12 protein-coding genes are annotated in these 13,279 nt (G+C 61.2%); 6 read left to right on the top strand and 6 right to left on the bottom strand.

What is annotated here, in order from left to right:
- The first annotated feature begins 152 nt into the window (after positions 1–152).
- Positions 153–545, top strand: coding sequence for a RidA family protein (locus tag IFT99_RS02020; RefSeq protein WP_192130246.1), 393 nt, complete (start codon positions 153–155; stop codon positions 543–545).
- Positions 546–646: 101 nt separating this feature from the next.
- On the opposite strand, the gene rlmKL is transcribed toward IFT99_RS02020, so the two are convergent.
- A complete protein-coding gene (gene rlmKL, locus IFT99_RS02015; RefSeq protein WP_192130245.1) occupies positions 647–2,917 on the bottom strand; it encodes a bifunctional 23S rRNA (guanine(2069)-N(7))-methyltransferase RlmK/23S rRNA (guanine(2445)-N(2))-methyltransferase RlmL in 2,271 nt (756 codons plus the stop codon).
- 571 nt (positions 2,918–3,488) lie between these two features.
- Between rlmKL and rmf the strand changes: the two genes are divergently transcribed.
- Positions 3,489–3,704: a ribosome modulation factor gene (gene rmf, locus IFT99_RS02010; RefSeq protein WP_074887169.1), complete on the top strand. Its 216-nt coding sequence runs from the start codon at positions 3,489–3,491 to the stop codon at positions 3,702–3,704.
- A gap of 140 nt (positions 3,705–3,844) precedes the next feature.
- Here the strand turns inward: rmf and IFT99_RS02005 are convergent, their stop codons facing one another.
- Positions 3,845–4,867: a quinone-dependent dihydroorotate dehydrogenase gene (locus IFT99_RS02005; RefSeq protein ID WP_192130244.1), complete on the bottom strand. Its 1,023-nt coding sequence runs from the start codon at positions 4,865–4,867 to the stop codon at positions 3,845–3,847.
- A 272-nt stretch (positions 4,868–5,139) separates the two neighbouring features.
- On the opposite strand from IFT99_RS02005, the gene IFT99_RS02000 reads away from it, so the two are divergent.
- The 4 genes from IFT99_RS02000 (at position 5,140) to IFT99_RS01985 (ending at position 10,146) form a co-directional block, all read left to right on the top strand.
- A complete protein-coding gene (locus IFT99_RS02000) occupies positions 5,140–6,348 on the top strand; it encodes a CmpA/NrtA family ABC transporter substrate-binding protein (RefSeq protein WP_192130243.1) in 1,209 nt (402 codons plus the stop codon).
- A gap of 12 nt (positions 6,349–6,360) precedes the next feature.
- Positions 6,361–6,936 carry an ANTAR domain-containing response regulator gene (locus tag IFT99_RS01995; RefSeq protein WP_037011032.1) on the top strand — a complete coding sequence of 192 codons (576 nt, stop codon included), beginning with the start codon at positions 6,361–6,363 and terminating at the stop codon, positions 6,934–6,936.
- A 294-nt stretch (positions 6,937–7,230) separates the two neighbouring features.
- On the top strand, positions 7,231–8,442 hold the full coding sequence (locus IFT99_RS01990; protein ID WP_192130242.1) for a nitrate/nitrite transporter: 1,212 nt from the start codon (positions 7,231–7,233) through the stop codon (positions 8,440–8,442).
- 51 nt (positions 8,443–8,493) lie between these two features.
- Positions 8,494–10,146, top strand: coding sequence for a bifunctional protein-serine/threonine kinase/phosphatase (locus IFT99_RS01985; RefSeq protein WP_192130510.1), 1,653 nt, complete (start codon positions 8,494–8,496; stop codon positions 10,144–10,146).
- 160 nt (positions 10,147–10,306) lie between these two features.
- Here the strand turns inward: IFT99_RS01985 and IFT99_RS01980 are convergent, their stop codons facing one another.
- The 4 genes from IFT99_RS01980 to IFT99_RS01965 form a co-directional block, all read right to left on the bottom strand.
- Positions 10,307–11,341 (bottom strand): OmpA family protein, encoded by a 1,035-nt coding sequence (locus IFT99_RS01980; protein WP_065988496.1) that lies wholly within the window; start codon positions 11,339–11,341, stop codon positions 10,307–10,309.
- A gap of 107 nt (positions 11,342–11,448) precedes the next feature.
- Positions 11,449–12,039 carry an RNA polymerase sigma factor SigX gene (gene sigX, locus IFT99_RS01975; protein ID WP_065988497.1) on the bottom strand — a complete coding sequence of 197 codons (591 nt, stop codon included), beginning with the start codon at positions 12,037–12,039 and terminating at the stop codon, positions 11,449–11,451.
- Between the two features lie 89 nt (positions 12,040–12,128).
- Complete coding sequence (locus tag IFT99_RS01970) at positions 12,129–12,953, bottom strand: mechanosensitive ion channel family protein (RefSeq protein ID WP_192130241.1); 825 nt, start codon at positions 12,951–12,953, stop codon at positions 12,129–12,131.
- Between the two features lie 2 nt (positions 12,954–12,955).
- The gene (locus IFT99_RS01965) at positions 12,956–13,225 is read right to left on the bottom strand and encodes a CrfX protein (protein WP_065988499.1); all 270 of its coding nucleotides are present in this window, start codon (positions 13,223–13,225) and stop codon (positions 12,956–12,958) included.
- Between the last annotated feature and the right edge of the window lie 54 nt (positions 13,226–13,279).

The following is a 13,279-nucleotide window of genomic DNA, read 5'->3' as shown; positions in this document are numbered from 1 at the left end:
CGGAACGACCGAGCAAGAAGGCGCGGAACGTTTTCACCCCTAAGACATTCTGTACACCCCATCGCCGCTCGAAAACCCAAAGGCCACTCACTGGACGGACGTCCGGCACCTGAGATAGCGTGCGGCTCCGACCGACTTCCAGGCAGCCTCCCATGACCGGCCGTCAACTCATCGTCCCGGATGAAATGCGCCTGCTCGCCGAACGCGCAGGCTATGCCCCTGCCGTCAAGGTCGGCAAAACCCTCTACTGTGCCGGCCAGGTCGGTCGAACCCATGAGCTGGCCGTGATCGAAGAACCGGAGCAGCAATTCCTGGCAGCGAGGGAAAACCTGCGGCGTGTATTGGCCGCTGGAGGATGCACCTTCGAGGACGTCGTCGATCTGACCACCTACCACATCGATCTGCACCGCCATATGCCCGTATTCAGGGCGGTGAAGGACAGCGTCTTCCCTCGTGGCACCTGTGCATGGACATGCCTGGGCGTCAGCGACCTCGCAAAGCCTGGCCTGCTGGTGGAAATCAAATGCGTCGCGGTGCAGCGCTGATCATGAAGGGGGTGCCTTGCGCGGGACACGCAAGGCGAAAGGGCTCGGATAACGCAGGCTGACCCGCCGGGTATTCCGACACGTCAGCCTGGCGATTTGCCTCAACGCGCGGTGATTTTCCAGGCGCGGTGGATTTTGCCGTTGCGTGCAAAGTCCGGGTCGACCGTGTGCTGGGTGATTTCTTCCACCGCATAACGCTCGACCAGCGTCTCTTCGAGCTGGAATTTGCGGAAGTTGTTGGAGAAATACAGCACGCCGCCCGGCGCCAGGCGCGCCATCGCCAGGTCGATCAGTTGAACCTGATCGCGCTGCACGTCGAACACGCCTTCCATGCGCTTGGAGTTGGAGAAGGTCGGCGGGTCGATGAAGATCAGGTCGTACTCTTCGCGACTGGCCTCCAGCCACACCATCACGTCGCCCTGCTCCAGACGGTTCTTGTCCGAGAAACCGTTCAGCGACAGGTTGCGACGCGCCCAGTCCAGATAGGTTTTCGACAGGTCGACGCTGGTGGTGCTGCGCGCCCCGCCCTTGGCCGCGTGCACGCTGGCGGTCGCGGTGTAGCAGTAAAGGTTGAGGAAACGCTTGCCCGCCGCTTCGCGCTGAATGCGCATGCGCATCGGCCGGTGATCGAGGAACAGGCCGGTGTCCAGGTAATCGGTGAGGTTGACCAGGAGCTTCACGCCGCCTTCGTTGACCTCATTGAATTTGCCCTGGGCGCTCTGGCGTTCGTACTGCTTGATGCCGCTCTGCCGTTCGCGGCGCTTGACCACCACGCGGCTCTTGTCGATGCCGAGCGCCTGGGGAATGGCCGCCAGGGCGTCGAACATGCGGATCGAAGCCTTTTCCGGGTCGATGGACTTCGGCGCGACATATTCCTGAACGTGGACCCAGTCGTGGTACAGGTCGATGGCCATGGCGTACTCGGGCATGTCCGCATCGTAGACGCGGTAGCAATCGATGCCTTCGCGCTTGACCCACTTGCCCAGCGCCTTGACGTTCTTCTGCAAGCGATTGGCGAACATCTGCCCGCCCTCGCTCAAGCGCGGTTGCTCGATGACCGGCGCAGGGGCCGGCGTCGGCTTGATCGGGTTGCCATTCTTGTTGTACTGGCGCTCTTGGGGTTCGTCCGGCGCCTGATCGTAAGCGGCTTGCTCACGCTCGGCCTGACGCTGCTCCGGGGTGCGACGCTCGCCGGTGACGAACTGATCCGGCAGCACTTTGATCAACAACAGCTTGCACGGCAGTGCGCCGTTCCAGAACGCGTATTGCTTGTGGCTGCGAATGCCCATGCGCTTGCCCAGATCGGGCGCGCCGGTGAACACCGCCGCTTCCCAGTTCAGGCAGGCCTGACGCAGACGCTCGCCGAGGTTCTGATAGAGGTACAACAGGCTCGCCTCGTCGCCAAGACGCTCGCCGTACGGCGGGTTGCAGATCACCAGACCGGTCTGGTTCTGGTCGGGACGCGGCTCAAACGTCGCCACTTCGCCCTGGTAGATCTTGATCCACTCGCTCAGGCCGGCGCGCTCGACGTTGTTGCGGCCTGGCTGAATCAGGCGCGGATCGGCTTCGTAACCACGGATCCACAGCGGCGGCTTGGCCAGGCCCGCTTGCGCACGTGCCTGCGCTTCGTCATGCAGCTTGCGCCAGATCGCCGGCACGTGACCCAGCCACGCCGAGAAACCCCAGCGCTCGCGCTTGAGGTTGGGCGCGATGTCGGCGGCAATCATCGCCGCTTCGACCAGGAACGTACCCACGCCGCACATCGGGTCAGCCAGTGCGCCGCCTTCAGCGGCAATGCGCGGCCAGCCCGAACGGATCAGGATCGCGGCGGCGAGGTTTTCCTTGAGCGGCGCGGCGCCCTGCTGCAGACGATAGCCGCGCTGGTGCAGGCTGTGTCCGGACAGATCCAGGGACAGAATCGCTTCGCCCCGGTCCAGACGCAGGTGCACGCGCAGATCCGGGTTGAGCTTGTCGACCGACGGGCGTACGCCGTCTGCCGTGCGCAGGCGGTCTACGATGCCGTCCTTGACCTTCAAAGCACCAAAATGGGTGTTGTCGATGCCCGAACCGTGACCGCTGAACTCCACGGCCAGCGTGCCTTCCGCTTCCAGATGGTCAGCCCACTCGATGTCGTGCACGCCGTGGTAGAGGTCCTCGGCGTCCTTCATCGGGAAACGCTTGAGCACCAGCAGCACCCGGTTGGCAAGCCGCGACCACAGGCACAGCCGGTAGGCAGTTTCCATGTCGGCGGTGCCGCGGATGGCGGAAGTGTGTTCGCGGGTTTCCTCGAGACCGAGGGCGGTGGCTTCCTCGGCCAGCAAGCCTTCGAGGCCTTTTGGGCAGGTGAGGAAAAGTTCGTAACGGTCCGACATGAGTATTCCAGAGCCTAAGGCTATAGCGGCCGGACAACGCATTGTCCGGCCCGATTCCAACAGACGCCTTTCAAGGAGGACGCCTGCGCGGCACACAGTTTGTGCCTGTCCCTCGCACCGATACATTTCGAGTGCGACGGTCCGCCAGCACTTGAGCGCCGACGTTTTGATGGTAAAAAAACACTATCCAGCACGACGGCGGCTGCAATAAAAAGTCACATCGCTGACCCTTCGTCGTTTTTCCTCTGACCGTAAACCGCCAGTACTCTCAATTGCGAAACACTTGCACTGCGACCTGAAAGCCCCGTTTAAAAGGGGCCCCCGCAAAAAACACTGGTCAAACGAGTGATTGCTTATGGTCGTAATGCCTGAATGGTTACGTTCTTATGACAAAACGATCATTCACAGCGCATCTTTCATTGGTTAGAAATCACCCAAGGTCATCGCCGCAACGGCGGTGGCATCAAGCCCGCGACGCCGGCAGCGGGCCGCTAACGGCAGAAGATTTTCTGCCGGACCTCAACCTGAGGTCTCCAGGGACATTACAGTCAACAAACGAGGGCAATACCCTATGAGAAGACTTAAGCGTGATCCGATGGAAAGAGCATTTTCGCGCGGATACCAATATGGCGTATCCGGTAAATCCCGTGAGCTTTGCCCATTTACTCTACCGTCAGTGCGTCAAGCCTGGATCAATGGCTGGCGAGAAGGACGCGGCGACAACTGGGACGGTATGACCGGCACTGCGGGCATTCACAGACTCAACGAACTTCACGCGGTCGGCTGACGCAACCCTCACGTTACAGCCTGACCTAGAGCTTTTTCGACATTCTTGATCGCTTCACCATTACCACGCACGCCCCACCCGGGCGGCGGGCCAAGGCCCAAGAGGGGTTCCAGTCGGAACCCCTCTTTTCGTCTGGATGATCAGCGGGACATCGACGCGATCGCGTCCACCGACTGGCGAATCAACGCCGGTCCCTTGTAGATAAAGCCTGAATAAATCTGCACCAGACTCGCCCCTGCCGCGATCTTATCGGCCGCGTGCCTGCCTTCGGTAATGCCGCCGGCGGCAATGATCGGCAAGCGCCCGCCCAGCTCACCGGCCAGCACCTTGACGATGTGCGTGCTCTGCTCGCGCACCGGCGCGCCCGACAGGCCGCCTGCCTCGTCGCCGTGGGGCAACCCTTCGACGCCCTGACGGCTGAGGGTGGTGTTGGTCGCGATCACCGCGTCCATGCCCGACTCCAGCAGCGCGCCGGCAACCAGCACGGTCTCTTCGTCGCTCATGTCCGGGGCAATCTTGATGGCGAGCGGCACGCGTTTGCCGTGGATCAGCGTCAGCGCTTCCTGACGCACCCGCAGGGCTTCGAGCAGTTGCTTGAGTGAATCGCCGAACTGCAGGCTGCGCAGGCCCGGCGTATTGGGCGAGCTGACGTTGACGGTGACGTAACTGGCGTGGGCGTACACTTTGTCCAGGCAGATGAGGTAATCATCCACGGCGCGCTCAACCGGCGTATCGGCGTTCTTGCCGATGTTGATGCCCAGCACGCCTTTGTACTGCGCGGCCTGCACCCGACTGACCAGATTGTCCACGCCCAGGTTGTTGAAGCCCATGCGGTTGATGATGGCTTCGGCGTGGGGCAGACGGAAAATGCGCGGTTTCGGGTTGCCCGGTTGCGGGCGCGGCGTGACGGTGCCGACCTCGACGAAACCGAAGCCCAGCTGCGAGAAGCCGTCGATGGCCGCGCCGTTCTTGTCCAGCCCCGCCGCCAATCCGACCGGGTTGGGGAAGCGCAGGCCCATGACGGTCACCGGCAGCTGCATCGGCGCCTTGTTGAACAGGCCGTTGAGCCCCAGACGCCCGCCCGCTCCGATCAGGTCGATGGACAGATCGTGGGAAGCTTCGGGGGAGAGTTTGAACAGTAACTGGCGGGCCAGGTTATACATGGGCGGGGGCGGCTCGATTGCGGCTGGGATCAGCGGCGGATTATAAACGCCGGTGCAGGCGAAGCGCGAGGCATGTCGCGAACTTTGCTGACTGACCTGTTCGCCGCTGGCATATCGCTTGCTTTAAGTCCTGCATCGACTCGATCCAATGGCGGAGCGAGACACAGGACATGACGTCGCTGTCGCCCCGGTTTCAAGGGGGCGAGGCGGCGTTTTTTTTGGACGACCGGCAGCGTTGAAAGGCGCGTCGGCCTCCACGCGGAATGGCACTCATGAATGACACGCTCACCCCCTCGCTGGCCTGGGTCAACGGCAGCGATGCACCGGAGCTGGCCAGCGTCGACCTCGGTTTCATGGCGCTCACCGACAGCGCCTCGCTCATCGTCGCCGCGACCCAAGGCTTCGCCCAGCCCTATGGCCTGCACATCAATTTGCACCGGCAGTCATCGTGGGCCAGCCTGCGCGACAAACTGGTCAGCGGCGAACTGCACGCGGCCCACAGCCTTTACGGGCTGGTCTACGCCGTGCAACTGGGGCTGGCCGGGCCGGCGAAGCACATGGCAGTACTGATGGGGCTGAACCAGAACGGTCAGAGCATCAACCTGTCGAGGGCGCTGCAGGACGCAGGTGTGACCACTCCTGATGCACTCGATCGACGCACGCACCAAAGCGACCCAAAACTCACGTTCGCCCAAACCTTCCCCACCGGCAACCACGCCCTGTGGCTGTATTACTGGCTCGCGAGCCAGGGCATTCACCCACTGCGCGACGTCGACAGCGTGGTGGTGCCGCCGCCGCAGATGGTCGAGCACCTGCAGGCCGGTCGCATCGACGGCTTTTGTGTCGGCGAGCCGTGGGGTGCCAGCGCCGTTCAGCAGAACCTGGGCTTCACCCTGGCGACGTCCCAGGCCATCTGGCCGGATCACCCGGAAAAGGTGCTGGGGTGCAGCCTGGAATTCGTCGAGCAATACCCCAACACGGCGCGCGCCCTGGTGATGGCCGTGCTTGAAGCCAGTCGCTTCATCGAAGAAAGCGCTGACAACCGCCGAAGCACCGCGCAGTTGCTCGGCGCCCCCGAGTACGTCAATGCACCCGTCGGCGCTATCGAATCGCGGCTACTGGGCGAGTACGACGACGGGCTCGGCAACCGGTGGCACGACCACCATGCCATCCGCTTCCATGATGAAGGCCGGGTCAACATGCCGTGGCTGTCCGACGGCATGTGGTTCATGACCCAGTTTCGCCGCTGGGGCTTGCTGCGCGAAGACCCGGATTACCTCGGCGTCGCCCGCAGCGTCCAACAGCTCGGCCTGTACCGCGAGGCCGCCAAGGCACTGGGCATCGCCGTACCGTCCTCGCCCATGCGCAGCAGCCAGCTGATCGACGGCAAGATGTGGGACGGCAGCGACCCGGCGCGTTATGCCCGCAGCTTCAAGCTGCACGCGCTGGCCGATGCCGCCCTCGTTCATGCCGATCGCTGAGGAGACGCCACCATGCTGCGAATCCTGCTGATCAACGACACCCCCAAAAAAGTCGGTCGCCTGAAAGCGGCGCTGACTGAAGCCGGTTTCGAGGTCATCGATGAATCCGGGCTGATCATCGACCTCCCCGCCCGGGTTCAGGCCGTGCGACCGGACGTGATCCTCATCGACACCGAATCACCGGGGCGTGATGTGCTGGAGCAAGTGGTGCTGGTGACCCGGGATCTGCCGCGCCCGATCGTGATGTTCACCGACGAGCACGACCCCGGCGTGATGCGCCAGGCGATCAAGTCCGGGGTCAGCGCCTACATCGTCGAAGGCATTCACGCGCAACGCCTGCAGCCGATTCTGGACGTCGCCATGGCCCGCTTCGAAAGCGACCAGGACCTGCGCGCGCAACTGCACGCCCGCGATCAGCAATTGGCCGAACGCAAGCGCATCGAGACGGCGAAAGGCCTGTTGATGAAGATGAAGCAGTGCAACGAGGAAGAGGCCTACACCCTGATGCGACGCCAGGCCATGAGCCGGCAGCAGAAACTGATTCAGGTGGCGGAGCAGATCATTGCCATGAGCGAACTGTTGGGCTGAGCCCTCCCATGTCCGAACCGCGCGCGCTGATTTCATTCGGCCTGCATAACGGCGCACCTTTGGCCCATGTATTGCTAGTCACACCTCACAGGTAGCCAACGGCGGTTGCCCACTCACGACAAAGACGTCGCACCCCTTCGCGCAAGCGCACAGGGCTGCGGCGTTTTTTCGTTTTTGCCTTGAACACGTCGAGGCGGGTGGAGTGCCGGTCTGGTGCTTCGCCTGCATGACCTGACCCGTAGCGGTGCGAGCAACACCTCCACCGAACACGAATCCCTGCAGATGAGGTGTTAGATGAACACGAGTTTCTGGAAAGCCGGCCACAAACCGACATTGTTCGCAGCGTTTCTGTATTTCGACCTGAGCTTCATGGTCTGGTACCTGCTTGGCCCGATGGCCGTGCAGATTGCCGCCGACCTGCACCTGACCACCCAGCAACGCGGCCTGATGGTGGCGACGCCGATTCTCGCGGGTGCCGTGCTGCGCTTCATCATGGGCATGCTGGCCGATCAGTTATCGCCGAAAACCGCCGGAATCATCGGCCAGGTGATCGTCATCGCCGCGCTGCTCTGCGCCTGGCAACTGGGCATTCACAGCTATGAGCAGGCGCTGCTGCTGGGTGTGTTCCTCGGCATGGCGGGCGCGTCGTTCGCCGTGGCGCTGCCGCTGGCTTCGCAGTGGTATCCGCCGCAGCATCAGGGCAAAGCGATGGGCATCGCCGGCGCCGGCAACTCCGGTACCGTGTTCGCGGCACTGATCGCACCTGTGCTCGCCGCCAGCTTCGGCTGGAACAACGTGTTCGGCTTTGCCGTGGCGCCGCTGCTGCTGACCCTCATCGCGTTCTCGCTGATGGCAAAAAACGCTCCGGAACGTCCGAAAGCCAAATCCATGGCTGACTATTTCAAAGCCCTGGGCGACCGCGACAGCTGGTGGTTCATGTTCTTCTACAGCGTGACTTTTGGCGGCTTCATCGGCCTGGCCAGTGCCCTGCCCGGCTATTTCAACGATCAATATGGCCTGAGCCCGGTGACCGCGGGTTACTACACCGCCGCCTGCGTCTTCGGCGGCAGCATGATGCGCCCACTGGGCGGCGCACTCGCCGATCGTTTTGGCGGCATTCGAACGCTGTCCGGCATGTACGCCGTCGCGGCGATCTGCATCGCCGCCGTCGGTTTCAACCTGCCCAGCTCGTGGGCAGCGCTGGCACTCTTCGTCGCGGCCATGCTCGGCCTTGGTGCCGGCAACGGCGCGGTGTTCCAGCTCGTGCCGCAACGCTTTCGCAAAGAGATCGGCGTCATGACCGGCCTGATCGGCATGGCCGGCGGCATCGGTGGCTTCCTGCTCGCCGCCGGGCTCGGCGCCATCAAGCAGAACACCGGCGAGTACCAACTGGGCCTGTGGCTGTTTGCATTCCTGGGTGTGCTCGCCTGGTTCGGCCTGATGAACGTCAAGCGTCGCTGGAGAACCACCTGGGGTTCGGCCGCTGTCACCGCTGCCCGCGTTTAGACCGTGAGCGTCAATCAGCCGCTGACGCCGGTCGCGCCCACCACGAGCGGCTTGCAGCTGCGCGTTGCCGAATTCAGCGCGACCGGGCCGCGGGCGGAGAATCAGGACGCCATTCGCGTGGTAACTCCTGCTCCGGCGCTGGCGGCCAGCAAGGGTTACCTGTTCGCCCTCGCCGACGGCGTCAGTCAATGTGCCGACGGCGGACTGGCGTCCCGGGCCACGCTGCAGGCGCTGGCCATGGATTACTACGCAAACCCGGAAACCTGGAGCGTCGCCCAGGCCCTCGACCGCCTGCTGCTGGCGCACAATCGCTGGCTGCTGGCCAACGGCTTATTGACCACGCTGAGTGCGCTGGTCCTGCGCGGGCGTCGCTTCACCCTCGCCCATGTCGGCGACTGTCGCGTGTACCGCTGGCACACAGGGCAGCTCCAGCGCATCAGCCAGGACCACGTTTGGGAACAGCCGGACATGCAACACGTGCTGAAACGCGCGCTGGGTCTGGATCAATACGTGGTCATGGATTACCTCGACGGCGAACTGCGCCAGGGCGAGCGCTTGCTGCTGGTGAGCGACGGCGTGTGGGCAATGTTGGGCGATGAACGAATCGCCTCGATTCTCAACGAACAGGCCGATCTGGATACGGCAGTCCGAACGCTGATCAACGCCGCTCATCTGTCTGGCAGTGCCGATAACGCGAGCGCGTTGCTGATTCAGGTCGATCAGTTGGGCTCCGACAGCCTGGGCGAAACGCTGCTGCAACTTCAGCAATGGCCTGTCCCGCCCCTTCTCAAGGCAGGCCAGACGTTTGAAGGTTGGCAAGTCGAGACACGTTTGACCGACTCGCGACAGTCCCTTGTGTATCGCGTACGCGACAGCCAGCAGCAACATTGGTTATTAAAGACGCTGCCGCCTTCTCGCTTTGACGAGGCCGGCGCGGCGGAGGCTTTGCTGCTGGAGGAGTGGTTCTTGCGTCGCGTCGCGGGTCGCTTCTTTCCAGCCCTGCACCCCCTCGGCCAGCGCCAGCATCTGTACTACGTGATGCGTGAGTACTCCGGCCAGACCCTGGCTGAAATCTTCGATCAGGAAGGGCCAATGGCGCTGTCGCCGTGGCTGAGTCTGGCCCGGGAACTGATCGCTGCCGTCGGTCTGCTGCACCGGCGCAACATCATTCATCGAGACATCAAGCCTGAGAATCTGCTGCACGAGCAGGCGGGAGGTTTACGCATTCTGGATTTCGGGCTCGCCCACAGCCCGGGCCTGTCAGTGGATCAAAGCGGCGATGTACCCGGCACCCCCAGCTTTATGGCCCCTGAAGCCTTCGACGGCGCAGAGCCAAGCCCAGACTTTGATCTGTATGCCGCCAGCGTCACGCTGTACTTCCTGCTGACCGGCCACTACCCCTACGGCGAGATCGAGCCCTTTCAGCGCCGCCGCTTCGGTAATCCGCTGCCCGTCAGCCGTTACCGACCGGATGTCCCGGAGTGGCTGGATCAGCATCTGCAGCGCGCCCTGCAAGCTGATCCGCAGAAGCGTTTCGAGACCGCAGAGCACTGGCTCGTGCACTTTCAACGGGGAGAGCTTTCGCCGCTGAATACACGTACGACACCACTGCTGGAGCGTGAGCCCCTCAAGGTCTGGCGCGCAGTGGCCTTGTTGTCGCTGCTGATCAATCTGGTTTTGTGGGTGTTGCTGGTCAAACGCTAGTGCGGACTTAGTCGTTTAAGTGGATCCGCTTAGAGGGATCCAGTGTGACCCCGGTCTCTTTGCTTAGACGGCCGGAGAGCGAATCAGGGGGGACTGCAGTGTTAAATCGCAGGCAAAGAAAAACCCGGCCTGAGCCGGGTTTTTCGTGAAGCGAGGCTAATTACTTAGCTTGGGCTTCTACTTGTGCTTCTACGCGACGGTTTACAGCGCGGCCAGCGTCAGTTGCGTTGTCAGCAACTGGGCGGGATTCGCCGTAGCCAACCGAGTTTACGCGGTTAGCGCCAACACCGTACTGGTTAACCAGAACTTGCTTAACGGCGTTTGCACGACGCTCGGACAGCTTCTGGTTGTAAGCGTCAGGACCGACGGAGTCAGTGTGACCTTCAACAGTGGTGGTGGTCTGTGGGTACTGCTTCATGAAGTCAGCCAGGTTCTTGATGTCGCCGTAGCTGTTTGGCTTCACAACCGACTTGTTGAAGTCGAATTTAACGTCCAGCTCAACACGTACGACTTCAGCAACAGCTGGGCAGCCGTTAGCGTCAACAGTCACGTTTGCCGGGGTGTCTGGGCACTTGTCAACGTTGTCGCAGACGCCGTCGTTGTCGCTGTCGGAGCACACTTCAGCTACTGGAGCTGGTGCTGCTTCAACTTTCTTCGAACCGCCGCCGAAGTTCACACCGATACCGACGCTTGGCGCCCACTCGGTGTCGCCTTGGTCGATGTTGTACTGAGCTTCAACGCCAGCACGGGCATAGAAGTTGTCAGTGAAGTACAGCTTGGCACCGCCGCCGATGTTGGCGAAGGTGGAGCGGTTACGACCGTTGCTGCCGTTCTGATCGATGCTCTGATCGGAGAAACCAGCCGAAACGTATGGACGCAGCATGTCGCCCGGGTTGTTGAAGTGGTACAGAGCGTCCAGAGCGGTGTTCGCGCCCTTGATGTTCTGGCCATTGTCGCTACGGACGTTGTGCACTTCGTCATAGCCCAGACGCAATTCAACGTCGTCGGTCAGGAAGTAGCCAACAGAACCGCCGAACAGGTTGCCGTCGTTTTTGAAGTTACGAGCGCTGTCGAACTGTTCTTTCTTGGCGAAGCCTTCGATTTCGACTGCGCCTTGGCCTTGAGCCAGAGCGCCGAACGAAGTTGCGGCAACAATAGTACCAATGGCCAAGCCCAAGGTGTTTTTCAGTTTCATCCGTTAAATCCCCATCTGGTGATTGTAAAGCAGTCCCCCTTAGCGAGAGACAACTCGTCGGCAAGTCTATCAGAACTTGCCTGCTCGTTAGAGATATTTGCACCGAGTTAAGTTTCGGTAACGCCTGCAAATTTCTCACGTAATTTATCAAGTGCCCGTTTGTAACGCATTTTCGTGGCACTCAGGCCCATGTGCATGATGTCTGCGATCTCCTGAAATTCCAGTTCTGCGACAAATCGTAGCACCAGAATTTCCCTGTCGATCGGGTTCACATGCACAAGCCAACGATCAAGCCCGCCCTTTTCTTCTGGTTTCGGCGTCTTTTCTTCCGACGCTTCCTCGAGGGGGTCAAGACTCAAAGCGTCCAGTAACCGACGCTTTCGCCGCTCCTTCCTGTACTGCGTGATGCATTCGTTGTACGTGATGCTGTAGAGCCAGGTTTTGAACTTCGATTTACCCTCGAAGTTTTTCAAGCCATACAACACCTTAAGCATCACTTCCTGACAGACATCATCAGCATCGCGATCGTTCCCCAGATACCGTGCGCAGACGTTAAAAAGTGTCCGCTGGTAACGACGCATCAGCTCTTCGTAGGCACGCGTCACATGAAACAGCTCGGCGTGCGAACGCGCAACCAGCTCCTCATCGGAGAGCTCGCGTGGGTCGTAGCGCAAAGAGGGCGTTTGAACGTTATTCAAAACAAGTCGTGCCGACAGTCGGGTAGATGTCCGCCGCGCCCGGGAATCGCCCGGGTTTTGCGGCGGCATACATTAGCAGATTCGCCGGCTCAACGGCTGCTCACTCGCTGCTCGAGAAAGACCCGGTTGGACATCGATACCAACTCGCCTTCCTCGGTCAGCAGGGTGGTCTTCACCGTGCCAATTTCTTCGATCTGCCCTTCGACCTCTCCAACGCGCACTTGTTGCCCCACCTGGTACAACTCACGTACATAAATTCCTGCCAGGATCTGGCTCGCGATCTCGCGACTTCCCAGCCCCATGGCCAGCGCAACGGCCAGACCAACGGTAATCAATCCGATAACGATCACATGGTTCAGCAGGTCGGTCTTGACCTCCAGCTGACTGATCGCCACCGAAATACTGATGATGATCACCAGCCACTGGGCGATTCGCCCCAGGCCAGCCGAGTAATCCAGGCCTACGCCTTCCGCAGCGCCGCGAACAATACCGTTGACTAACTGCGCGAGCAAGACCCCGACCAGCAGCACCAGTGCAGCGCCGAACACCTTCGGCAGGTACAGCGCCAGCATGTCCAGCGTCGCGGAAACCCGCTCCAGCCCCAGCGATTCTGCCGCCGACACCAGAAAAATCAAGAGTACGAACCAGTAAACGATCTTGCCGATCAGCGTCGATATCGGGACCTGAATACCCGCGCGGCTGATCAGCTTGGTCAACCCGGTGCCGCCCATCAGGCGATCCAGACCGAGCTTGGCCAACAACTTGGAAAGCAGGGTATCGAGCAGCTTTGCCACCACGAAACCCAGAAGCACCACGACCAGCGCGCCGAACAGATTCGGGATGAAGTTCGCGACTTTGGTCCACAACGCAGTCATTGCAGTAACCAGGCTCTGCGTCCAGAGATCCAATTCCATATTCAATCAGCCTTGTCTTGTACACCGGTGCCGGCAAACGCAGTACCGGTACCTTTCGCCTTGCGGCGGGAAACGGGTGAAACGTGGGCGGAGCCGTTATTCACGGCAATCATCAAAGCCTGCGTGCAACGACCCAGAAGACTGAACAGATCACCGGCGCCGACCTGACGGTTGGCGGTCTTCAACACTCGGCCCAGAACGGCATCATCGTCCCGGCTGCTGGACGAAGCGTTGAGCATGTCGCGCAGTGATTCTTCAAACGGGTCGTGCATAGGCACCTCACGCAATATCACTGAAAGACGCAGCCAATTCTGCTGGAGTCACAC

It is taken from the genome of Pseudomonas sp. CFBP 8772, assembly GCF_014841665.1.
GTDB lineage: Bacteria > Pseudomonadota > Gammaproteobacteria > Pseudomonadales > Pseudomonadaceae > Aquipseudomonas > Aquipseudomonas graminis_B.
This window is presented reverse-complemented; position numbering and strand designations above follow the sequence as displayed.

What these genes read in the sequence shown, in the direction of transcription:
- IFT99_RS02000 (WP_192130243.1), top strand. Translation starts at nt 5,140, where the DNA reads ATGAATGACACGCTCACCCCCTCGCTGGCCTGGGTCAACGGCAGCGAT.
- IFT99_RS01970 (WP_192130241.1), bottom strand. Translation starts at nt 12,953, where the DNA reads ATGGAATTGGATCTCTGGACGCAGAGCCTGGTTACTGCAATGACTGCG.
- IFT99_RS01965 (WP_065988499.1), bottom strand. Translation starts at nt 13,225, where the DNA reads ATGCACGACCCGTTTGAAGAATCACTGCGCGACATGCTCAACGCTTCG.
- IFT99_RS02020 (WP_192130246.1), top strand. Translation starts at nt 153, where the DNA reads ATGACCGGCCGTCAACTCATCGTCCCGGATGAAATGCGCCTGCTCGCC.
- IFT99_RS01995 (WP_037011032.1), top strand. Translation starts at nt 6,361, where the DNA reads ATGCTGCGAATCCTGCTGATCAACGACACCCCCAAAAAAGTCGGTCGC.
- IFT99_RS01980 (WP_065988496.1), bottom strand. Translation starts at nt 11,341, where the DNA reads ATGAAACTGAAAAACACCTTGGGCTTGGCCATTGGTACTATTGTTGCC.
- rmf (WP_074887169.1), top strand. Translation starts at nt 3,489, where the DNA reads ATGAGAAGACTTAAGCGTGATCCGATGGAAAGAGCATTTTCGCGCGGA.
- rlmKL (WP_192130245.1), bottom strand. Translation starts at nt 2,917, where the DNA reads ATGTCGGACCGTTACGAACTTTTCCTCACCTGCCCAAAAGGCCTCGAA.
- IFT99_RS02005 (WP_192130244.1), bottom strand. Translation starts at nt 4,867, where the DNA reads ATGTATAACCTGGCCCGCCAGTTACTGTTCAAACTCTCCCCCGAAGCT.
- IFT99_RS01990 (WP_192130242.1), top strand. Translation starts at nt 7,231, where the DNA reads ATGAACACGAGTTTCTGGAAAGCCGGCCACAAACCGACATTGTTCGCA.